The sequence below is a fragment of the Pararhizobium sp. O133 genome, from assembly GCF_051669845.1.
Taxonomy (GTDB): domain Bacteria; phylum Pseudomonadota; class Alphaproteobacteria; order Rhizobiales; family Rhizobiaceae; genus Pararhizobium.
In genome coordinates this window covers 2,917,651-2,940,352 of record NZ_CP196426.1, presented here as the reverse complement: position 1 = coordinate 2,940,352, position 22,702 = coordinate 2,917,651, and the positions used below count along the sequence as shown (strand labels likewise).

Genomic DNA, 22,702 nt, shown 5'->3' with positions numbered 1-22,702 from the left:
ATGCTCGAAACCGTCATCACCGGTGTGAATACGCGCACAAGTCATGCACAGGTGGTCGATGAACTGGGCAAGGCCATCATTGCCGGGGAGTTTCCAGTCGGCTCGATCCTGCCGGGGGATCCGGAGCTTGCCATGCGCTTCAAGGTGTCGCGCACTGTCCTGCGCGAGGCGATGAAGACGCTTGCCGCCAAGGGCCTGATCGTGCCGCGGGCCCGCATCGGTACGCGGGTTACCCCGAAGAATCACTGGAACCTGTTCGACAGCGACGTCCTGACCTGGCATTTTCATGGCGGCGTCGATGAGGAGTTCCTCCATCACCTCAGCGAAATCCGCCTTGCCTTCGAACCGCATGGCGCGGCCCTTGCCGCCGTTCATGCGACGGAAGCGGAAATCAGCGGCATGATGCGGCTCGCCGTCGCCATGGGCAATCCGGAGCATACCGCCGAAACCCTGGCGATTGCAGACCTCAAGTTTCATCTGGCCGTCGTCGAAGCCTCGGGAAACCCATTCATGCGCACGGTCGGCAGCCTGATCGAGGCTGCGCTCGTCGGCATCTTCAAGCTGAGTTCGCCCGCATCGGGCAAGGATCAGATCGACGATGTCGCCCGCTCGCATATCAAGATCGTCGAGCAGATCAGCCGGCGTGACGAGGCGGGCGCGCGGGCGGCGATGGAGAACGTCATTCGCGTCGGCCGCGAGCGTGTGCGCGTGGCCCTCGGTGAGCAAGCCGGCGAAAATGCACCGGGCGAATAACCCGGTTCGGCTTTGGTGCCGTCATAATCCTCACCATGTCGGCCTGATAATACAGGTGTTTCGGTAAATGAGCCGCAATTCTGCCGCCGCCGCCTTGCTGCAACTGCGTCTTCCGCCTATTTGATAGATCGACTTTGACGCGCACCGGCTTCGATGCGCTAATCTCTATCAACGGTGTCCGAGGGTTATGTCCGAACTGATCGTCATTTTCGTGCTCTTATTGATCAATGCGTTTTTCGCGCTTTCGGAAATGGCAATTGTATCGGCAAGCCGGCCTCTGCTGCGGCAAATGGCAAAACAGGGCAACAATCGCGCGGAACTTGCGTTGCGGCTGGCCGAGGATCCCGGCAAGTTTCTCTCGACGGTCCAGGTCGGCATCACGCTGGTTGGCACGCTGGCGGGCGCCTATGGCGGCGCTACCATCGCCGACAAGCTGGCGCCGACGCTCAACACGGTCAGCTGGATCGATCCCTATGGCAGCACGGTCGCCGTCGCCGTCGTCGTGACGTTCATCACCTATCTGTCCGTGGTCATCGGCGAACTCATCCCCAAGCAGTTGGCCCTGAAGAATTCCGAAGGCGTGGCGATGTTCGTCGCCACACCGATGTCATTCCTTTCCAAGCTCGCCGCACCGGTCGTCTATCTGTTTGAGGCATCGGCATCTCTTTTCATGCGCCTCTTCGGGGTCGCCAGCGACAGCGATCAGGTAACGGAAGAAGAAGTCCAGGCAATCATGGCCGAGGGCGTTGAAAGTGGCGCGATCGAGAAGTCAGAGCACGAAATGCTGCGACGGATCATCCGGCTGGGCGACCGCAACGTCAAATCGATCATGACGCACCGCACGGAGGTGAGCTTCATCGACATCAACGATTCGCTGGAGACGATCCGCGCCAAGGTTGGGCAATCCGCGCATTCCCGCTATCCGGTGATGGATGCGGCGGGCGAGGTGCTCGGTGCCGTCCAGGTCAAGGAGATCCTCAATGCGCCGGAAAAATCAAGCTTCCAGCTTCGCGGTTTCATCAAGGATATCCATACCCTGCCGGAAACGGCATCCTGCCTGAAAGCGCTGGAGGCCTTCAAGGCGTCGCATATCAACATGGCGATGATCGTGGATGAATATGGCAGCATCGAAGGCATCATCACCATCGCCGATATCCTGGAGGCGATCGTTGGTGTCCTACCATCGAACTATGACGATATCGAACATGCGCTGATCCGTCAGCGTGACGACGGTTCCTATCTCGTCGACGGCCGCACGCCGATCGATGAAATCCATCTGACAATTGGCATCGACGAGATCAATTCCGACGGAAGCTACGAGACGATCTCGGGCTTCCTGGTGCAGGAACTGCGCAAAAACCCGGAAGAGGGCGACGTCACGGAGGCCTATGGCTATCGTTTCGAGGTCATCGACATGGACGGGCGGCGCATCGACAAGATTCTGGTTTCGCGCGCGACGTTGTGAGTTCGCTTGGATGTGCTGAAAAGACAAAAGGCCGGGCAAGCCCGACCTTTTTCAATTCACCGTATGATCCGCTAGTACATCCGTAGTCGGATCAACTGACTGAATTATTCGCTGCTTTGGTTAATAAATGGTTAACGCGTCGTTTTCGTGACTGGACATCGACGGCTTTCAGTTTTCCTGGAGCGAAATGCCATTATTGTCGATCTTCAGTTCCACGCTGTCGGGCTTGGATTCCTTGTCGTAGACATAGACGCCAAGAACCACCACGAGAACGACGAGACCGCCGATGATCATGTAAAGCGCATTTCGGTTCACTTCGTTTCCTTCCATTCGGACTGTGAGAACAGGTCGTTAGATAGAAATCTTAAAGCCGAAGGAAAGAGCGGGATTGGACGTAAAATCAGATCGCAGGATCGCGCAGCAGCAGGATATCGCAGGGCGTGCCGGGGGTTACTTCCGACGCATAGGGTTGGCGCACGATCAGGCAATCCGACTGGGCGAAAACCTGCATCATAGAGGAATCCTGGCGCACGAAAACGTGCGCGGACAAGCCGCCGGCACTGTCGCGGGTCAGGCGGGCCCGAACGTAATCCTGCCGCTTGTCGTTGGCCGGAAGCCGATCGACCGTCGTCGCGACGGCTTTGCGGTTGCGGGCCGGAAGGCCGGAGAGCTGTCGCACCAGTGGTTCGAGGAAGAGCAGGGCGCAGACGAGGCTGGAGACCGGGTTTCCCGGCAGGCCCAGGACCTGCATGCCGCCAAGCGTGCCAACCATCAGAGGCTTTCCGGGCCGCATGGCGATCCGCCAGAAATCCAGCTCCATGCCGCTGGCAATCAGCGCCGACTGGACGAGATCGTGATCCCCGACGGAGGCGCCGCCAAGCGTCACCAGCACAGCGGCGCCTGCGGCCTGCGCCTTGGCGACAGCGGCGGCGATAGCCTCGCGATCATCCCTGACGATGCCAAGATCGATGACCTCGGCGCCATTGTCGCGCGCCAGGGCGGCAACGCCATAGGTGTTCGAGGCGATGATCTGGTCAGGACCGGGAATACAGCCGGGCGGCAGAAGCTCGTCGCCGGTGGCAAGGATCGCCACTTTCGGGCGGGCATAGACGGGCAATTCAGGCACGTTCATGCCTGCGGCAACCGTCAGACGCCCCGCATCGAGAACATCGCCGCGCCGCAGGATCACGTCGCCGGCATTGAAATCCTGTCCCCTGCGACGGATATGGCGGCCTTCGGCGGGAGCGAATGTCGTGCGGATTCGGCCTTTCTCCAGCGTTTCCGCATCCTCCTGGATCAGCACCGTATCCGCGCCAACGGGAAGCGGTGCGCCGGTGAAAATCCGGACGACCTCGCCGGGACCGACAATGCCGGAAAATCCGTGACCCGCCGCCGATTGGCCGATCACGGTCAGTTCGGTTCCGACGGTCGCAAAATCGGCATAACGTCCGGCATAGCCATCCATGGCGGAATTGTCGAAGGCAGGATGCGTCAGATTTGCCGCGAGGTCCCTGGCGAGCACGCGGCCCATGCCCTCATGCAGTCCGACCGTCTCGACGATCTGCGGCGCCTTGGCGGTGGCAAGCAATCGGGCCAGCGCATCGGAAACCGGAAGAAGCGACATCAGCCCTGCTGCTCCTGTCCGTGAACATAATCGCCGGAACGGCCACCGGATTTCCGCAGCAGCCGGATGCCGCCAATTTCCATCTCTCGGTCGGCGGCCTTGGCCATGTCATAAATCGTCAGGCAGGCGATGCTGGCTGCCGTCAAAGCCTCCATCTCGACGCCGGTGCGGCCCGTCAGCTTGGCCATCGTCTGGACCCGGAGGCCCGGCAGGCTTTCGTCGGCGGAAATATCGACGGAGACCTTCGAGAGCATCAGTGGATGGCAGAGCGGGATGAGATTGGAGGTCTGCTTTGCCGCCATGATGCCGGCGAGGCGCGCGGTCGCGATCACGTCACCCTTCTTGGAGTTGCCCTTGAGGATCAGATCGAGCGTTTCCGGCCGCATGCGGACATAGCCTTCGGCAACGGCAATGCGCGTGGTCTCGTTCTTGTCGCCCACATCGACCATATGGGCTTCGCCGCTGGCATTGATATGGGTGAGGGTGGGACTTGACATCACTCGGCAGCCAGAATGTCGGCGGACCCGGTCAGCAGCGCCCGGGTTGCGGCGGTGACATCATCCTTGCGCATCAGGCTTTCGCCAACGAGGAAGGTTGAAATGCCGGTCTTTGCCAGACGGATGCAGTCGTCATGGGTGAAGATGCCGCTTTCGCCTACCAGCAACCGGTCGGCGGGCACGAGCGGGCCGAGTGTCTCGGACAGCGCGATATCAACTTCGAAGGTTTTTAAATTGCGGTTGTTGATGCCGACGAGCGGCGAAGCGAGCTTGAGGCCGCGTTCCATCTCTTCTTCATCGTGCACCTCGATCAGCACGTCCATGCCAAGCGAGAAGGCTTCGTCCTCCAGTCTCTGCGCGTCACTATCATTCAGCGAGGCCATGATCAGCAGGATGCAATCGGCGCCCCAGGCGCGGGCTTCGTGCACCTGGTAGGTGTCGAACATGAAATCCTTGCGCAACGCCGGCAGGGCGCAGGCATTGCGGGCAGCGGCCAGGAACTCGGGCGCACCCTGGAAGCTCGGCCTATCGGTTAGAACCGAGAGGCAGGCAGCCCCACCAGCCTCGTAGGCCTGGGCCAGCGTCGGCGGATCGAAATCCGGGCGGATCAGACCCTTCGAGGGGCTGGCCTTCTTGATCTCGGCGATCAGGCCGAAATGGCCTTTCACCTGCTTGGCCTTCAAGGCCTTCAAGAAACCGCGCGGCGCTTCCTGGCCGGCGCTCATGCCTTTCAGGTCGGCAAGGCTGACACGGGTTTTGGCCGCGGCGATTTCCTCGCGCTTGTAGATCTCGATCTTCTGCAGAATATCGGCCATCGAACTGTTCCTTACGTTGCGTTCGAAACGCGAACCAGCCGTTCCAGCGTCGCATTGGCGGCGCCGCTTTCGAGCGACTGGCGCGCCAGCGCCATGCCCTCCTTGAGATCGCCCGCCTTTCCGGCAATCACCAGCGATGCGGCGGCATTGGCAAGCGAAATATCGCGATAGGGCGTAGCATCGCCTTCGAGCACGCCCTTCAAGGCTACGGCATTATGTGCGCCATCGCCGCCCTTCAAGTCCGCCAGCAAAACCTTTTCCAGGCCGAAATCGGCTGGCGTCAGTTCGAAGCTGCGGATTTCACCGTTTTCCAGGGCGGCCACCTGGGTCACGCCCGTCGTGGTGATCTCGTCGAGGCCTTCGCCATGCACGACCCAGACGCTTTTCGATCCGAGATCGCGCAGCACTTCGGCAACGGGGACCACCCATTGTGGCGCAAAGACGCCAACCAGTTGCCGCGTCACGCCGGCCGGGTTGGAGAGCGGGCCGAGCAGGTTGAAGATTGTGCGCGTGCCAAGTTCCACCCGCGTCGGGCCGACATGGCGCATCGCCGAATGATGCTGCTGGGCAAACATGAAGCCGAGGCCGGCCTCGGCAATGCAACGCGAAATGGCGTCCGGACCGATGTCGAGCTTGACGCCAAGGCAGGAGAGGGCATCCGCCGTGCCGGATTTGGAGCTCAGCGCCCGGTTGCCGTGCTTGGCGACCGGCACGCCGGCGCCGGCAACGATCAGGGCGGCGAGCGTTGAGATATTGTAGGTGCCGGCGCCATCGCCGCCGGTTCCGACGATATCGATAGCGTCAACCGGCGCCTCGACCGTCAGCATGCGTGCCCGCATGGCGCCGACCGCGCCGACAATTTCATCGACGGTTTCGCCGCGCACACGCAGCGCCATCAGGAAGCCACCGATCTGCGAAGGCGTCGCGTCGCCGGACATGATGATCTCGAAGGCGGCGCGTGCATCCTCCCGGTTGAGTGCCTGACCCGCTGCGGCCTTGGCGACGAAAGGCTTCAAGTCAGGCATGCATCATGATCCTCTTGCGTTATCGCTGTTGCGACAGGGCGAGCTCGGCGAGCTGCTGGTTGATCGAAACACCGTAGCCCTTCTGCAACTCGCTGACCATCTGGTCGAGAATATCGTCGCCGCTGGCCTGCGCCATGGCGTTGATCTGGCGGTCGTCATTGTCGAGCGCGTCGCCGGGATTGTCGTCATCGACCTCGGTTACTTTAAGCAGGATCTGGCCTTCGCCACCTGTGCCCGGAGCATTGACGACGAGACCGTTTGCGCCACCGAAGGCGGCGGCAACGGCAGCCGGGCTGAGTGCAGCGTCGTCCGACGAGCGGCGGAGGCCTGCCTTGTTTTCCACGGCAATCCCGAGTTCCTCGGCGATCGCCGCTAGGGTTTCACCCTTTTCGACGCGTGTCTTGAGTTCGGCAGCCTTTGCCGCAAGAGCGCTGCGCTGCTGCTCTGCGGTCCAGTTGGCGACAGCCTTTTCGCGGGCTTCGTCGAGCGTGCGGTCGCGCGACGGCGTAACTTCGAGGACGTCGAACCAGACGTAGCCGTCACGGCCGAGATTGACCGGCAGGGTTTCAGAGCCGACATCCGCCTTGAAGGCCTCCTGCAACAGCGTTTTTGCTTCCGGAATGCCCTCGATGGCATCGCCTTCGGCGTCATTGCCGCCGGCATCGACGGCGTTGAGCGTCACCAGTTTCAGGTTGGTCTGATCGGCCGCTTCCTGCATGGTGGAGCCGGAGAGGCGGGCATCCTCGAACTTGTCATGGATCGCCATGATCTCATTGGCGGCATTGGCAAGCGCCACTTCCTTGCGCAGTTCTTCCTTGACGTCGTCAAAGCTGCGGACTGTTTCCGGCTTGATATTGGTGACGCGCAGGATCACGGGGCCGAAGGCGCCTTCGACAACCGGCGTCGTCTGGCCATCGGCCGTGATGGCGAAGGCCGCGTCGCCAAGCTTCGGATCGGGCATGCGGTTGCGGTTGAAGTCACCGAGCAGAACGTCGGATGCGGTCTTACCCGATGCGGTCACCAGTTCGTCGAAGGTCGTGCCAGCCGCCAGTTTGGCAGCGGCCGCGTCGGCTTCGGCGCGGGTCGCAAAGGTGAGTTGCTCGACCGTGCGGGTTTCCGGCGTGCCGAAACTGTCCTTGCGGCGATCGTATTCGGCGCGGATCTCGTCGTCGGTGACGGAGGCCGGATCGGCGATATCGGACGGCTCCAGCTTGACATAGCTGATCTTGCGGAATTCCGGCGCACGATATTCCGTCCTGTGGCTCTCGAACCAGGGCTCGAGCAGTTCGTCCGAAGGTGCCTTGACCGGATCGACATTGGCGTTAGAAAGAAGCAGGTAGTCGATCGTGCGCGTCTGGTTTCGATAGAGCCGCAGCGCGTCACCCAGAACCTTGGGCGGCGTATAGCCGTCCGAAAGCGCCTCGACGATCTGCGAGCGGACCGCGACCTGGCTGCGATTGTTGATATAGTCCTTTTCACGCAGGCCGGCGTTGCGTAGGACGCTCGAGAAGGTCATGCGGTCGAACTGGCCGTTGACACCCTTGAAAGCGGGATCCTCGCTGATCAGCGTGGCGAGCCGGTCCTGCGACAGGCCGAGGTTCATGTCTTCCGACAGCTGGTCGAGGGTCGCGCCGGCGACAAGCTGCGAATAAACCTGCGCCTCGACGCCGAAAGCCTTGGCCTGCTCGCGCGTCAACTGCGTGCCGAATTGGCGCGAAAGCTGGGCGACCTGGCGCTCATAGGCGAGGCGGAAATCGCTCGGCGAAACCTTGATGTCGCCGACGGTCACGACGGAATCGGCTGTGCCGGGCACAAGCGACGTGGATACACCCCATACACCGAAGGAAAGAACAAGAAGGACCATCAACCCTTTGACAACCCAGGTCTGGGAGCCTCTTCTCAGGAATTCAAGCATGGGACTGCATACCTCGTCGCAATTCAGCGCCGCCGAATGGCGACCGGTTTCGTTGCATAGAGCAATACGTTCCGGAATTGAAGGGTTCAAACACGCAAAAAATTGCGCAAATCGCCGTGTGATCGCCGTGGAACAGATCTTTAGCCGCCGGGTTGGATACCTGGCGTGGGCCTTTTCGCCAACCACCGCGATGCCTCACCCGACCCGGACGTTCCAAGGCTGGTTGATGTCGGAATCGTTAGCCGGCAATCGAAAAATATCTGTCACTAGTGTTCCCGGGATGGGTGATTGCGCATCCGAAAATGCTAGTCTTGTTGCGCCAGGGCATACCGACTCGTCCAGTCGGAAACTGTTTGAGCGGAAAGCCGGAGTACGTCATGGAATCCATCATCGTCATGGTCAATCTGTTCGGGGCCGTCGCGCTGCTGCTCTTCGGCCTGTCGCAGGTGAAGGACGGGGCAACGCGGGCGTTTGGCATCAAGTTGCGGACGGGATTGGCTGAGAGCACCAGCGGTCCGGTCCGGTCCTTCTTCGCCGGTTTCGTCGCCACCGTTGCCCTGCAGAGTTCGACCGCGACGGCGCTGATGATTGCTTCCTTCGTTGAAAAGGGCCTCGTCCGCTCGCGCATGGCGCAGATCGTGCTTCTCGGCGCCAATGTCGGCACGGCGGTGACGGCGTGGATCGTCGCGGCCGGTGTGGACTGGCTTTCGCCGCTGCTCATTCTTTCCGGCGTCGTCCTGCATCGGGCCGGGCGGTCGAGCGCCAAGCAGGGTGCAGGCTCGGCTCTGGTCGGCATCGGGCTCATGCTGCTGTCGCTCCACCTGCTTGGCCTTGCGACGGAGCCGATGCGCCAGTCGCCGTCGCTGGGTGCTTTCCTCGCCATGCTCGACAGCGCCTGGCCGGTCGCGCTGATCTTCGCCGCCGTGCTGGCCTTCATCTCCTCGTCCAGTCTCGCTGTCGTGGTGCTGATCCTGTCCTTGTCCGCGTCAGGCATCCTGTCGTCAGGGCTGACGATCGCGCTCGTGCTCGGCGCCAATCTGGGCGGCGCCATTCCGCCGGTCATCGCCACGCTGTCAGCGTCCGCATCGGCCCGTCGTGTCACGGCCGGAAATCTGCTGGTGCGCACGATCGGATGTCTGATCGCGCTGCCGGCGGCCGGTTTCGTCGCCAATGTCCTGCAGACGCTGTCGCTGCCGCCGGAAAAGCTGCCCGTCGATATCCATCTCCTGTTCAATATCGCGCTCGCCGTTCTCGCCTGGCCGTTCTCGTCGGCAGTGTCGGCCATCATGCTCCGGCTCATCCCCAACGAGCCAAAGACGGAGCGCGGGCCGCTTTATCTGGACGACCGGGCGCTGACGACGCCGGTCATCGCGTTGTCGGGGGCGACCCGCGAAGTGCTGCGCGTCGGCGACCTGATCGAGAGCATGCTCATCGCCACCATGAACGCCTTCAACCGCAATGACGCCGCGTCGCTGAAAGCGGTTGCCAAGCAGGAAAAGCAGGTCGATCTCCTCCAGCAGGAGGTCAAGCTTTATCTATCGCGACTCGGGCGCAACGGCCTCAGCGACGAGAATGGCCGCCGGTCCATCGTCATCATCGATTACGCGATCAACCTCGAGCATATCGGCGATATCATCGAGAAAGGGCTGACGGAGCAGGTCAAGAAAAAGATCGACAACGGCCTGAAATTCTCCGAGGACGGCTATCAGGAACTGCAGACGCTGTTCAACCTGACCATCGACAATCTGCGCATCGCCCAGACGATCTTCGTCACCCGCAACGCTGATCTCGCGCGCCATCTGATGGAGGTGAAGGTCGATGTCCGGCACATGGAGAAACGTTCGTCAGAACGGCACCTGGAGCGTCTTCGCGACGGGCGCGCCGACAGCCTGCAGACCAGTTCCCTCCATCTCGATATCCTGCGGGATTTGAAACGGATCAATGCGCATATCGTGTCTGTCGCGCACCCGATTCTCGATGAAAGCGGTCTGCTCACCGAAAGCCGGCTCCGGCTTCCGCAGTGATCTACGGCTTGGGCAGCAACTCATTGCGCACGAATGCGTCGTAACATGGCGACAGCTTGATCCGGCTATGGGTTGCGGCAAGAGCCGGTTCGTAGAGGTCGAGCAGCTTCAACCGCGCCGTGGTTGGCGGGCAGGTCGGGTAAAGCGCCACATCCACGGCCGCCACAGCTGCGTTCATCTCGTCATTCACAGGAGGCACCGCCCGGTACGGATCGGCGCCGATGGCAATATATTTTGGCGCATGACGGTCCATCAACCAGGGGAAGGGATTGGTGAAATCGATCGTCATGATCGTCTCGAACCGCATTTCGTGGTCTGTCTCGAAGGCTTTCAAAGCGGAAACGGCCTCGTCGGTGCTCTGCAGCCAGAGCGACTGGAACTCGAAATCGCTGTAGAGCAGGAAGGACGGCAGTTCACCGGATACGGCAATCGCCTCATAGGCAGAACGATCGTCGATATAGCTGCGGCGCATGCGCTCGGCACGCACGCTGAGAAGATCGCGGACACTGACGGCGCCCAGGCCTTTCAAATTGTGGGATTGAAGAGGTGTGTTGTTGGCCGAGCCGATCCAGGCCCGTGCCGATTTCTGCAGGATGATGACGGCAGGTGGAAGCGCAGCGCTCAGCGCAAGCAGCGCAACGGCTGCAAAAACCGGCGAGGGGCCTCTGCGCTCCCATGTCTCCAGTATGATGGCGAGCAGCAGCGGCCAAAGGAAGATGAAAGCCTGGCTGCCGGTATTCTGGCTCTCGAACAGCAGGCCTGCGAGGATGAAGGCGGCGAGCCAAAAAAGCGATTGGTCGGCAAACCTGCCAAACGCGGCGAAACCAGGTCTGGCGGCAAAGGCCTTGGCCTTCTCGAAGAATTCCGTCTCGGTGAGAAACAGGGCCAGGCAAAGAAATGCACAAGCCAGGACAACGCCGAAATTGATCGAAGCGGCCTGCAGCAGGCGCGGAGCGAGGCTGGTATCGTTCAGCAGCACCAGCGACAGTATGTCGTTGGTGTAGGCGGAGACGATGCCGCAGGAGAGCTCCGCAAGGCCGATCACGGCGACAAAGACCAGACCGGAGGTTATGGCGGCCCGAAGCGTCAGACGGCCGGCCGCAAAGGCCATCAGACAGAGCACGACGCCGGACGCGATGCCGGTGATCTTGATGAAGAACAGGCCGAGCATGCAGAACGCCGTCACCGCCGCCAGTGTATTCCATCCGCGGACGAAGACGAGGCCTGCCGCCAACACATAGAGCAACTGGCAGATCTGGCGATTATAGACACCGAACCCGTCCGAACCCGGATAGGGATAAAACTCGCCGGTGTTGAACGGCAGGATCGAGAAGAGCAGGAACGGCACGAGCAGCGCATAGGCCAGCGGTATCGAACGCTTCTGCACGTCGGCAATCACCAGCGCCATCAGCGGTGCGGTGAGCGTCAATAGCGACCAGCTTGCCAAAAGCAACGGGTGCCCATTCGGGAAAGTCTTCAGCCACAAAGCAAAGAGGTAATAGCCGAGACCGCCAACCGGCGCGAAGAAATCGACGGAGGGAACCTGCCCGTCAAAAATACGATTGGCCGCGTCGAGATAGATATAGTGATCCCAGTACATCGGCCCGATGGGCAAGACCAGCGTGACAATCAGCGCCAGTGGCAGGCAGGCCAGCACAAGGGCGAACGGGATGATCGGCTGGCGCAGGAGCGTCATGCCTATGCCATTTTGTTTGCCGGAAAGCACTGTTTCTGTCGAAGCCTGCATCTCGGTATCATTTCTGGCCATAACAGCCGTCAAAACGGTGATGGTCCGCTTATGACAGGATCGGGTTTTATCCGGGTTAACATTTTATCTGCAAATGGCCGGATTATGTTCCTTGCCATATCTTCCTGCTATGTATCGGGCAGAATCGTGCTGGGGCCTCGTCCGGCAAGGCCATTTTGACGGAGAATCCGAATGCAGCGCACATGTCTTGCGATCATCCTGGCAGCAGGAGAAAGCACACGGATGAAGTCATCCATGTCGAAGGTTCTGCATCCCGTCGCGGGCCGCCCGATGATCGCCCATGTGGTGGAATCGCTGGTCAAAGCGTCGATCTCCTCTGCCGCTCTGGTGCTCGGACGTGATGCGGATCTGGTGAAATCGGCGGCTGCGCGCGTCGATATCGACCTATCGGCCGTCATCCAGACCGAACGGCTCGGCACCGGCCATGCCGTGCTCGCCGCAAAGGAGGCAATCGCCAGGGGCTACGACGATATCCTCGTCGTGTTCGGTGACACGCCGTTGATCACCGCGGCTCCCCTGATGGCGGCGCGGCAAGGGCTGGCGGAAGGAAATGACGTCGTCGTCATCGGCTTCCAGACGGCCGACCCGATGGGTTATGGCCGCCTGATCGTGGAGAACGACGAACTTCTTGCGATCCGCGAGCAGAAGGATGCCTCCGAAGAGGAACAGAAGATCACCTATTGCAATGGCGGACTGATGGCGATCAACGGCGCCAAGGCGCTCGACCTGCTCGGCAGGATCGGCAATGCCAATGTGAAGGGTGAATATTATCTGACGGATATCGTCGAGATCGTGCGTGCCTTGGGCGGCAGGGCGATCGCCGTCGAAGCGCCGGAATCCGAGCTGACCGGCTGCAACAACCGCGCCGAACTCGCTGCGATCGAGGCGATCTGGCAGAAGCGCCGCCGCCACGAACTGATGGTCTCGGGCGTCTCGATGATTGCGCCGGAAACCGTCTTCCTGTCCTTCGATACCGAGCTCGGTCAGGACGTGTTGATCGAGCCGAATGTCGTGTTCGGTCCGGGCGTGACAGTCGAAAGCGGCGCGACCATCCACGCATTTTCGCACTTGGAAGGCGCCCATGTCAGCGCCGGCGCGACCGTCGGACCCTATGCGCGGCTTCGGCCAGGCGCCAATCTCGGTCCGGATTCGAAGGTCGGCAATTTCTGCGAGGTCAAGAAGGCGGAGATCGGCGCCGGCGCCAAGGTCAACCATCTCACCTATATCGGCGATGCCTTTGTCGGTGAAAAGACCAATATCGGCGCGGGAACGATCACCTGCAACTACGATGGCGTCAACAAGCACGTCACCCGCATCGGCGCGAACGCCTTCATCGGCTCCAACTCCTCGCTGGTGGCGCCTGTTTCGGTGGGCAATGGCGCGTTGGTGGCATCCGGCAGCGTCATCACGCGGGACGTGCCTGACGATGCCCTCGCTTTCGGCCGGGCTCGTCAGGAATTGAAGCCCGGACGTGCAAAAACACTGCGTGAGCGCTACCAGGCGGAAAAGGCTGCGAAACAGAAGAAATAAGACTGTAATCGCGCTCAGGTTAAAAGCTGAAACCGAAAGTGAGTTTCGGCTGATTGCGCATTTTGCGGAATTCGCTACCAAAGCGGCATCTGAAAAATCAAATTTGAGCGGCATTCGCCTCACCGCGATGCCCTGTTTCAATAACGAATTGCGGAGAAGAACAGATATGTGCGGCATCGTTGGTATCGTTGGAAATCAGCCTGTCTCGGAGCGTCTTGTCGATGCGCTGAAGCGGCTGGAATATCGCGGCTACGATTCCGCCGGTGTCGCGACGATCCGCGATGGCATACTGGAACGCCGCCGCGCCGAGGGCAAGCTGGTCAATCTTGAAGCCAAGCTGCGCGGCGAACCGCTCGCCGGCACGACAGGCATTGCCCATACGCGCTGGGCAACCCATGGCGCGCCGACTGAAAACAATGCGCATCCGCATTTCGCCGATGGCGTCGCCGTCGTCCACAACGGGATCATCGAGAATTTTTCCCAGATCAAGGACGAACTGAGTGCGCAAGGGGCCGTCTTCAAGACGCAAACCGATACGGAAGTTGTGGCCCAGCTTCTTGCCAAGCTGATCCGCGAGGGTTTCAGTCAGCGCGATGCCATGCAGGCCATGCTGCGCCGCGTGACCGGCGCCTATGCGCTGGCCGTCATCTTCCAGGATGCGCCCGATACGATCATGGCGGCCCGCAGCGGCCCGCCGCTCGCCGTCGGCTTCGGCAAGGGTGAAATGTTCCTCGGCTCCGACGCGATCGCGCTGTCGCCGTTCACCAACGAAATCACCTACCTGATCGACGGCGACTGGGCTGTCCTGACCGCCGACAGTATCGAGATTCTCGATCATGACGGCAAGCACGTCCACCGTCCGCGCCAGGTTTCGGTGGCCGCCGCCTATATGGTCGACAAGGGCAACCATCGCCATTTCATGGAAAAGGAAATCTACGAGCAGCCGGAAGTCATTTCGCATGCGCTTGCTCACTATATCGATTTCATCGGCAAACGCGTCAATCCGATCGCCACGGCGATCGATTTCGCCAAGGTGCCGAGCCTGGCGATTTCTGCCTGCGGCACAGCCTATCTCGCCGGCCTCGTCGGCAAATACTGGTTCGAGCGTTATGCCCGCCTGCCGGTAGAGATCGATGTGGCGTCGGAGTTCCGTTATCGCGATATTCCGCTGTCCTCGCAGTCGGCGGCCCTGTTCATTTCGCAGTCCGGCGAAACCGCCGATACGCTGGCATCGCTGCGCTATTGCAAGGAAAACGGCCTGAACATCGGCGCCGTCGTCAATGTCAAGGAATCGACGATCGCGCGGGAATCGGATGCGATCTTCCCGATTCTGGCCGGCCCGGAAATCGGCGTTGCCTCGACCAAGGCCTTCACCTGCCAGCTCTCGGTGCTGGCGTCGCTCGCCATCGGCGCCGGCCGCGCGCGCGGTACGGTATCGGAGGCCGAGGAAAAGGAACTCGTCGGCCATCTCGTCGAAATGCCGCGCATCATGGGCAAGGTGCTGAACAGTATCCAGCCGGCGATCGAAAGCCTGTCGCGCGAACTGTCGAAATGCAAGGACGTGCTCTATCTCGGCCGTGGCACCAGCTATCCGCTGGCCATGGAAGGCGCGCTGAAGCTGAAGGAAATCTCCTATATCCATGCCGAAGGCTATGCAGCAGGCGAACTGAAGCACGGTCCCATCGCGCTGATTGACGAGAACATGCCGGTCATCGTCATCGCCCCGCATGACCGTTTCTTCGAAAAGACCGTTTCCAACATGCAGGAAGTCGCGGCACGCGGCGGACGCATCATCTTCATCACCGACGAGAAGGGTGCGAGCGCCTCCAAGCTGGAAACGATGAGCACCATCATCCTGCCGAATGTCGATGAGATCATTGCGCCGATGATCTTCTCGCTGCCGATCCAACTGCTCGCCTACCACACCGCCGTCTTCATGGGCACCGATGTCGACCAGCCGCGCAATCTGGCAAAATCGGTGACCGTGGAGTGATCATCCGTCCGGAGACGGCGGGCGATATCGTCTCGATCGGCGCCCTGACCACCGTTGCCTTCGCCGGAATGCCCTATAGTGACGGCACGGAAGCGGCGATTATCGACCGGCTTCGTGCCGATGGCGCATTGACGCTCTCTCTCGTGGCCGAAATCGACGGTGTGGTCGCCGGCCATGTTGCATTCTCGCCTGTCGAGATTACGGACGGCGCGCAGGAATGGTTCGGACTCGGGCCGGTTTCCGTCGAGCCTGGACGGCAGAAAGCTGGGATCGGAACCGCGCTGATCAATGACGGGCTCGATCGGTTGCGCGAGATCGGCGCGGCGGGCTGCGTGCTTCTTGGCGACCCTGGATACTACGAGCGCTTCGGCTTTCGTCATCACGAAGCTTTGCGTTTTCCCGGTCCGCCGCCGGAGTATTTCCTGGCATTGGCCTTGCATGGCTCCATGGCATCCGGCATTGTGCAGTACCACAAGGCGTTTTACGGCGCTGCAGCATAAGCGGACGGCCGAATGAACGACAGCCCAGAAAAGATATCGTTCGCCGGGCGCGTTCGAAACAACTTCCTCACCGGCCTCATCATTTGCGCGCCGCTCGCCATCACGATCTGGCTGACCTTCACCTTTATCGATTGGGCGGATAGCTGGGTGACGCCCTATGTTCCCCAGCGCTACAATCCGGAGTATTATTTCAACATTGCCATTCCGGGCACCGGCCTCCTGATCGCTGTCGTGTTCATCACGCTGGTGGGATTCCTTGGACGGAACCTGATCGGACGTTCCGTCGTCAGTTTCGGCGAATCGATCCTGCAACGCATGCCGCTGGTGCGGACGATCTACAAGAGCCTGAAGCAAATCTTCGAAACCGTGCTGCGCGAACAATCCACATCGTTCAAGAAATGCGGGCTGATCGAATTTCCGAGCCCGGGAACTTGGGCTCTGGTCTTCATCGCCGGCGACGCGCAGGGCGAGATTGCCGCGAAACTGAACAAGGACGGCGAAGAAATGGTTGCCGTCTTCCTGCCGCCGACGCCGGTGCCGACAGCCGGATTCCTGATGTTCGTGCCGCGTAGCAAGATCGTTTCGCTCGACATGACGCCGGAGGAAGGCGCCAAACTCTTGATCTCCGGTGGCCTGATCTCGCCTGATTACAAGCCAAAACAGATCGACGGGCCGGAGACTCCGATCTCCAACGCAACTGAACAACCAGCCGTCAGCCAGCCCTGAGAAACCGGATCGCCTCATCCCGGCGATGAAGGTAAAGTAACGTTCTCAGCGCCTCGCCACGCGGCGATGTCAGGTCCGGATCGCGGTCGATGACATAGGCCGCATCCTTGCGGGCGATTTCCAGGAGATCGCCATGCGCCTCAAGCGAGGCGATGCGAAAGCCGGGCGTGCCGGATTGCCGCGTTCCCAGCAGTTCACCTTCGCCGCGCAGTTTCAGATCCTCCTCGGCGATCAGGAAGCCGTCCTCCGTATCCCGAAGGATAGACAAGCGCGCGCGTCCGTTTTCGCTGAGCGGTCCCTTGTAGAGCAGGATGCAGGTCGATGCCTCGTCACCACGCCCTACGCGACCGCGCAACTGGTGAAGCTGCGCCAGCCCAAACCGCTCCGCATGCTCGATGACCATGATCGTCGCATCGGGCACATCGACGCCGACCTCGACGACGGTGGTGGCGACCAGAAGGCGGATTTCACCGTTCTTGAAAGCGAGCATCACGGCGTCCTTTTCCGCACCATTCATGCGCCCGTGAACGAGCCCGACAATTGGTCCGAATTCCTTGACGAGGACCCGGAAACGTTCGTCCACCGACATGAGGTCCGAGGCTTCCGATTCCTCTACTAGCGGGCAGATCCAGTAGGCTTTCTTGCCATCGGCAAGCGCCGTGCGCAGCCGCGCGACGATTTCACCGGTGCGCTCGGTCGAGACCGTCACGGTCTGGATCGGCTTGCGGCCAGCCGGCTTCTCGGTGAGCTTCGACACGTCCATGTCGCCGAAGGCCGCGAGCACCAGCGTGCGCGGGATCGGCGTCGCGGTCATCACCAGCATGTGGGGAGAAATGCCCTTCGCGGTCAGCCGCAGGCGCTGGTGAACGCCGAACCGATGCTGTTCGTCGACCACGGCCAAGAGGAGATTGTTGTAGACGACCGTATCCTGGAACAGCGCATGCGTGCCGATGACGATCCGGGTTTCACCCGAGGCGATGCGTTCGAGGATCGCCTCGCGCTCGCGGCCCTTCGTGCGCCCGGTCAGGACGTCGATGCGCTCGCGGCCCTTCGTGCGCCCGGTCAGGACGTCGATCTCGATGCCGGCCGGTGCTGCCATCTTCGACAGCGTGGCAAAATGCTGCCGGGCGAGGATTTCGGTTGGCGCCATCAACACGGCCTGGCCGCCGGCCTCGACGGCCGCAAGCATCGACATCAGCGCCACCGCCGTCTTGCCCGAACCGACGTCACCCTGTAGCAACCGCAGCATGCGCTCGGTCCCAGCCATATCCTTTAGGACGTCGGCGATCGCCATCGTCTGGCTGCCGGTGAGCGAAAAGGGCAGGGCGGCGAGGACCGGTCCGCTCAGTTCGCCTGTCGGATGCACCGGCGTTCCCGCCACTTTGCGCAGGCGCTGGCGAACCAGCGAGAGGGAAAGCTGCCCCGCCAGGAACTCGTCATAGGCAAGCCGTCGCCGCGCCGGCGCCTGCGGATCGATATCGGTCTCGTCGCGCGGATCGTGGAGCGCAAGAAAGCAGTCATGGACGGATGCAAAGCCCTGCTTGAGCATAAGCGCTTCATCGATCCATTCGGGAAACTCTGGAACCCGCGTCAGCGCGGCCTCGACCGCCTTGCGCAGGATACGTGCCGACAGCCCCGCCGTCAGCGGATAAACGGGCTCGACCAGCGGCAGGTTGTCGCCCTCGGCCGCACGCACCATGTAGTCCGGATGAACCATCGACGGGCGGCCATTGAACCAGTCGACCTTGCCGCTCACGGTCACGGTCTCATCGACTGGCAGCGCCTTTTCCAGCCAGTTGCCCTTCACGCGGAAAAAGGTCAGCGCCAGTTCTCCGGTGTCGTCATGCAGGAAGACGCGGTAAGGCTGGTTTGTGCGCGGCGGCGGTGGCTGGTGCCGGTCGACCCGGCCGGTGATCGTGACGATGACGCCCTGCGGAGCACGGGCGATTCCCGGCTGGTGGCGGCGATCGACAATGGAATGCGGTGCGTGAAAGACGAGGTCGATCACCCGGCAATCGTCGATGCTTTTGCGGCCGAGCAGTCGTGCATAGAGTTCGCCCGCTTTCGGGCCGATGCCGGGAAGCGAGTTGAGCGGAGCAAAAAGCGGATCGAGGAGGGCGGGGCGCATGGCGCGCAGACTGAAACGAGGATTAGGTCTTTGGCAAGGCTGACAATGCTCTTTTCAGCGTTTATAGAGCCATGGCAACGCGCCGCCTTCACTGATGCGGCGGCAGGAAGGACTTCAGATGACGGGCATCTCACGCACGAGCGCCGATCTCGACCCGCGCCGCCGGCGGATTCTGTTTCGCGCCTGGCACCGTGGCGTCCGGGAGATGGACCTGGTGTTCGGCCAGTTCGCCGACAATGAGCTTGCAGACCTGCCGGAGGCCGATCTCGATGAACTCGAAACCATTATGAGCGAGGAAGACACCGACCTGTTGAAATGGATTTTGGGGTCGCAGCCCGCGCCCGAGCGCTATCGCACACCGCTGTTCGAACGCCTTATATCCTATCGCCCGGATTTCGATGTTTTGTTTGCCGACAAGGACAAGAGTGTCCGATGATATCAGGCTTTGATCCCAAGATAGTCGCCGGCGTCATCCGTGAACTGACGATCGGACCGGTTCCGGCCGGTGTCGAGCCGCTGATTCTCGCCGAACTCGCGCGCGCCAACGGCCCGGTCGCCTATATTCTGTCCGATGGCCAGCGCATCGCTGATGTCGAGCAGATGCTGGGTTTCGTCGCGCCGGATATTCCAGTCCTGACCCTGCCGGGCTGGGATTGCCTTCCCTATGACCGCGTATCGCCGAGCGCCGATACATCGGCGCGGCGTCTCTCTACCCTGAGCGGCCTGATCGCGCATGCGAAAAAGCCGCATCCGGCGATCGTGCTGGTCACCGTCAATGCGGCACTTCAGAAGATCGCGCCGCAGGAGGTCATCGAAAGCCTTGCCTTTTCGGCGCGTCCGGGGGCAGTCATCCGTATGGACGATGTCGCGGCGCGCCTGGGACGCAACGGCTTCGAGCGCGTGGCGACCGTCCGCGAGGTCGGCGAATATGCGGTGCGCGGCGGCATCCTCGACGTTTTCGTGCCCGGCAGCGATGAGCCGGTTCGCCTGGATTTCTTCGGCGACACGCTCGAAAGCATCCGCTCGTTCGATCCGGCCAGCCAGCGTACGACGGGGCAGGCTCGCTCGCTCGATCTCAATCCGATGAGCGAGGTGTCGCTGACGCCGGAAACGATCAGCCATTTCCGCACGCAATATCTGTCGATGTTCGGTGCTGCGACCCGTGACGACGCGCTCTATCATGCGGTGTCCGAAGGACGGCGCTATGCCGGCATGGAACACTGGCTGCCGCTGTTCTACGACCGGCTCGACACGATCTTCGATTATCTCGCCGGCTTCCATATTGTCACGGACCATGTCGCTCGCGAGGCAGCGGCCGAGCGTGCCAAGTTGGTTGAGGACTATTACGAGGCCCGCCAATCCTCCGCCTCGCCCGGAAAGTCGCAGATATCGCAGGGGACGCCATATAAGCCGGTGCCGCCGGACAGACTCTATTTGAGCGCTGAAGGTTTCAGCGCTGCTCTTGCGGCGCGCCATGCGGTACGCCTGTCACCGTTCAGCGAGCACGAGGGCGAGGCCCGCCAAGTCATCTCCATCGACGCGCGGCTCGGCGTGCGCTGGGCGAAGAATACGACGGATGCGACCAGCGATGCCGAACGGGTCAACGTCTTCGATCTGGCCGTCAAATATATCACCGACCGGCGCTCCAAAGGTGCCAAGGTGCTGATTTCGGCCTGGTCGGAAGGCTCGCTCGACCGCCTGCTCCAAGTGCTGACAGAGCATGGACTTGGCAATATCAAGCCGGTGAAAAATCTTGCCGAAGTCCAGAACCTGAAAGCCGGAGAGGCGGCCTCCGGTGTTCTCAGCCTCGAAAGCGGCTTCGAGACGGGCAATCTCGTCGTCATCGGCGAACAGGACATTCTCGGCGACCGCATGGTGCGCCGCGCCAAGCGTCGCAAGCGCGGCGCCGATTTCATCGCCGAGGTTGCCGGTCTCGACGAGGGCAGCATCGTCGTTCATGCGGAGCATGGCATCGGCCGGTTTATCGGCCTGCGCACGATCGAGGCGGCCGGCGCACCGCACGCCTGCCTCGAACTGGTCTATGCGGATGAAGCCAAGCTGTTCCTGCCGGTCGAAAATATTGAACTCCTGTCGCGCTACGGGTCCGAGGGCAGCGACGCGGTTCTCGACAAGCTCGGCGGCGTTGCCTGGCAGGCGCGCAAGGCAAAGCTGAAGAAACGCCTGCTGGATATGGCCGGCGGCCTGATCCGCATCGCGGCCGAGCGCCTGACCCGCCATGCGCCGGTGCTGACGACACCGGAAGGCCTTTACGATGAATTCGCGGCGCGTTTCCCCTATGACGAGACCGAGGACCAACTGACCTCGATCGAATCCGTACGGGATGATCTCGGTGCCGGCCGGCCGATGGATCGGCTCGTTTGCGGTGACGTCGGTTTCGGCAAGACGGAAGTGGCGCTGCGCGCAGCTTTCATCGCGGCCATGAACGGCGTCCAGGTGGCCGTCGTGGTGCCGACGACACTGCTCGCCCGCCAGCATTTCAAGTCCTTCACCGAGCGTTTTCGTGGCCTGCCGATCCGCATCGCCCAGGCGTCGCGCCTCGTCGGCTCCAAGGAGCTGGCGCTGACCAAGAAGGAAGTGGCCGACGGCAAGACCGACATCGTCGTCGGCACGCATGCGCTTCTCGGCAGCTCAATCAGCTTCGCCAATCTCGGGCTCCTGATCATCGACGAGGAGCAGCATTTCGGCGTCAAGCACAAGGAGCGGCTGAAGGAGCTGAAATCCGACGTGCACGTGCTGACGCTGTCGGCAACGCCGATCCCGCGTACACTGCAACTGGCACTGACCGGCGTGCGCGAACTGTCGTTGATCACCACGGCGCCGGTCGATCGCATGGCAGTGCGCACCTTCATTTCGCCCTTCGATGCGCTGGTCATCCGCGAGACGCTGATGCGCGAACATTATCGCGGCGGCCAGAGCTTTTACGTCTGCCCACGTCTTGCCGATCTCTCGGAAATTCATGATTTCCTGAAATCGGATGTTCCGGAGCTGAAGGTCGCCGTGGCGCACGGCCAGATGCCCGCGACCGAGCTCGAAGACATCATGAATGCCTTCTATGAGGGTCGCTATGATGTGCTGCTTTCGACGACCATTGTTGAATCCGGCCTCGACGTGCCGACCGCCAACACGCTGATCGTTCACCGCGCCGACATGTTCGGCTTGGCCCAGCTTTACCAGTTGCGCGGCCGTGTCGGCCGCTCGAAGGTCCGCGCCTTCGCGCTGTTCACGCTGCCGGTCAACCGGACGCTGACGGGCATGGCCGAGCGCCGGCTGAAGGTGCTGCAATCGCTCGATACGCTGGGCGCCGGTTTCCAACTCGCCAGCCACGATCTCGATATCCGCGGTGCCGGCAACCTGCTCGGCGACGAGCAATCGGGACACATCAAGGAAGTCGGTTTCGAGCTTTACCAGCAGATGCTGGAAGAGGCTGTCGCCGAGCTCAAGGGCGACGAGGAAATCACCGACAGCGGCTGGTCGCCGCAAATCTCTGTCGGCACGCCGGTGATGATCCCTGACGATTATGTTCCGGATCTGCACCTGCGCCTCGGCCTCTACCGCCGGCTGGGGGAAATCACCGAGCTTGGCGATATCGATGCTTTCGGTGCCGAATTGATCGATCGGTTCGGCCCGCTGCCGCTTGAAGTCCAGCACCTGTTGAAGATCGTCTACATCAAATCGCTCTGCCGCACGGCCAATGTCGAAAAGCTCGATGCCGGCCCGAAGGGCGTCGTAGTGCAGTTCCGCAACCGCGAATTCCCCAATCCGGGCGCGCTCGTCGGCTTCATCGCCAAGCAGGGCATCATGGCGAAGATCCGGCCGGATCACAGCATCTTCTTCCAGCGGGATTTTCCGACTCCGGAAAAACGCCTGGCCGGGTCTGCCGTGGTTATGACCCAACTTGCTGGTCTGGCGAAGAGCTGA

At 61.5% G+C, this 22,702-nt stretch carries 17 protein-coding genes; 9 read left to right on the top strand and 8 right to left on the bottom strand.

Annotated features, from left to right (window positions below; all coding sequences use genetic code 11):
- Complete coding sequence (locus ACST81_RS14040; RefSeq protein ID WP_438753565.1) at nt 1-753, top strand: FadR/GntR family transcriptional regulator; 753 nt, start codon at nt 1-3, stop codon at nt 751-753.
- Nucleotides 754-940: 187 nt separating this feature from the next.
- Nucleotides 941-2,218 carry a hemolysin family protein gene (locus ACST81_RS14035; RefSeq protein WP_438748607.1) on the top strand — a complete coding sequence of 426 codons (1,278 nt, stop codon included), beginning with the start codon at nt 941-943 and terminating at the stop codon, nt 2,216-2,218.
- A 168-nt stretch (nt 2,219-2,386) separates the two neighbouring features.
- On the opposite strand, the gene ACST81_RS14030 is transcribed toward ACST81_RS14035, so the two are convergent.
- The 6 genes from ACST81_RS14030 to ACST81_RS14005 all read right to left on the bottom strand — a co-directional run bounded on the left by ACST81_RS14030 (nt 2,387) and on the right by ACST81_RS14005 (nt 8,094).
- Complete coding sequence (locus ACST81_RS14030; protein ID WP_438748606.1) at nt 2,387-2,533, bottom strand: hypothetical protein; 147 nt, start codon at nt 2,531-2,533, stop codon at nt 2,387-2,389.
- Between the two features lie 85 nt (nt 2,534-2,618).
- On the bottom strand, nt 2,619-3,842 hold the full coding sequence (locus ACST81_RS14025) for a molybdopterin molybdotransferase MoeA (protein WP_438748604.1): 1,224 nt from the start codon (nt 3,840-3,842) through the stop codon (nt 2,619-2,621).
- The gene (moaC, locus tag ACST81_RS14020; protein WP_438748602.1) at nt 3,842-4,339 is read right to left on the bottom strand and encodes a cyclic pyranopterin monophosphate synthase MoaC; all 498 of its coding nucleotides are present in this window, start codon (nt 4,337-4,339) and stop codon (nt 3,842-3,844) included. Before moaC ends, ACST81_RS14025 begins: the two co-directional genes overlap by 1 nt.
- A complete protein-coding gene (gene trpC / locus ACST81_RS14015) occupies nt 4,339-5,154 on the bottom strand; it encodes an indole-3-glycerol phosphate synthase TrpC (RefSeq protein ID WP_438748599.1) in 816 nt (271 codons plus the stop codon). The genes moaC and trpC overlap by 1 nt, the downstream gene beginning before the upstream one ends.
- Nucleotides 5,155-5,165: 11 nt before the next feature.
- On the bottom strand, nt 5,166-6,179 hold the full coding sequence (trpD, locus tag ACST81_RS14010; protein ID WP_438748597.1) for an anthranilate phosphoribosyltransferase: 1,014 nt from the start codon (nt 6,177-6,179) through the stop codon (nt 5,166-5,168).
- A gap of 19 nt (nt 6,180-6,198) precedes the next feature.
- Entirely contained in the window at nt 6,199-8,094 is a 1,896-nt protein-coding gene (locus ACST81_RS14005) for a SurA N-terminal domain-containing protein (protein WP_438748594.1), read from the bottom strand.
- Nucleotides 8,095-8,471: 377 nt separating this feature from the next.
- Here ACST81_RS14005 and ACST81_RS14000 point away from each other — a divergent pair, with 377 nt between their 5' ends.
- Entirely contained in the window at nt 8,472-10,118 is a 1,647-nt protein-coding gene (locus tag ACST81_RS14000) for a Na/Pi cotransporter family protein (protein WP_438748592.1), read from the top strand.
- A 1-nt stretch (nt 10,119) separates the two neighbouring features.
- Here the strand turns inward: ACST81_RS14000 and ACST81_RS13995 are convergent, their stop codons facing one another.
- Entirely contained in the window at nt 10,120-11,865 is a 1,746-nt protein-coding gene (locus ACST81_RS13995; RefSeq protein WP_438748589.1) for a hypothetical protein, read from the bottom strand.
- Between the two features lie 192 nt (nt 11,866-12,057).
- On the opposite strand from ACST81_RS13995, the gene glmU reads away from it, so the two are divergent.
- From glmU to ACST81_RS13975, 4 genes are all read left to right on the top strand, one after another.
- On the top strand, nt 12,058-13,416 hold the full coding sequence (gene glmU, locus ACST81_RS13990) for a bifunctional UDP-N-acetylglucosamine diphosphorylase/glucosamine-1-phosphate N-acetyltransferase GlmU (RefSeq protein WP_438748586.1): 1,359 nt from the start codon (nt 12,058-12,060) through the stop codon (nt 13,414-13,416).
- Nucleotides 13,417-13,582: 166 nt separating this feature from the next.
- On the top strand, nt 13,583-15,409 hold the full coding sequence (gene glmS, locus ACST81_RS13985) for a glutamine--fructose-6-phosphate transaminase (isomerizing) (RefSeq protein ID WP_438748583.1): 1,827 nt from the start codon (nt 13,583-13,585) through the stop codon (nt 15,407-15,409).
- On the top strand, nt 15,406-15,909 hold the full coding sequence (locus ACST81_RS13980) for a GNAT family N-acetyltransferase (RefSeq protein WP_438748580.1): 504 nt from the start codon (nt 15,406-15,408) through the stop codon (nt 15,907-15,909). Before glmS ends, ACST81_RS13980 begins: the two co-directional genes overlap by 4 nt.
- A 12-nt stretch (nt 15,910-15,921) precedes the next feature.
- Nucleotides 15,922-16,635 carry a DUF502 domain-containing protein gene (locus ACST81_RS13975; protein WP_438748577.1) on the top strand — a complete coding sequence of 238 codons (714 nt, stop codon included), beginning with the start codon at nt 15,922-15,924 and terminating at the stop codon, nt 16,633-16,635.
- On the opposite strand, the gene recG is transcribed toward ACST81_RS13975, so the two are convergent.
- A complete protein-coding gene (gene recG / locus ACST81_RS13970; protein WP_438748575.1) occupies nt 16,622-18,763 on the bottom strand; it encodes an ATP-dependent DNA helicase RecG in 2,142 nt (713 codons plus the stop codon). The two genes, ACST81_RS13975 and recG, sit on opposite strands and share 14 nt — an antisense overlap.
- Nucleotides 18,764-18,881: 118 nt before the next feature.
- Here recG and ACST81_RS13965 point away from each other — a divergent pair, with 118 nt between their 5' ends.
- Both ACST81_RS13965 and mfd read left to right on the top strand, forming a co-directional pair.
- Entirely contained in the window at nt 18,882-19,199 is a 318-nt protein-coding gene (locus ACST81_RS13965; protein ID WP_438748572.1) for a succinate dehydrogenase assembly factor 2, read from the top strand.
- Nucleotides 19,196-22,702, top strand: a complete 3,507-nt coding sequence (gene mfd, locus ACST81_RS13960; protein WP_438748570.1) for a transcription-repair coupling factor — start codon at nt 19,196-19,198, stop codon at nt 22,700-22,702. Before ACST81_RS13965 ends, mfd begins: the two co-directional genes overlap by 4 nt.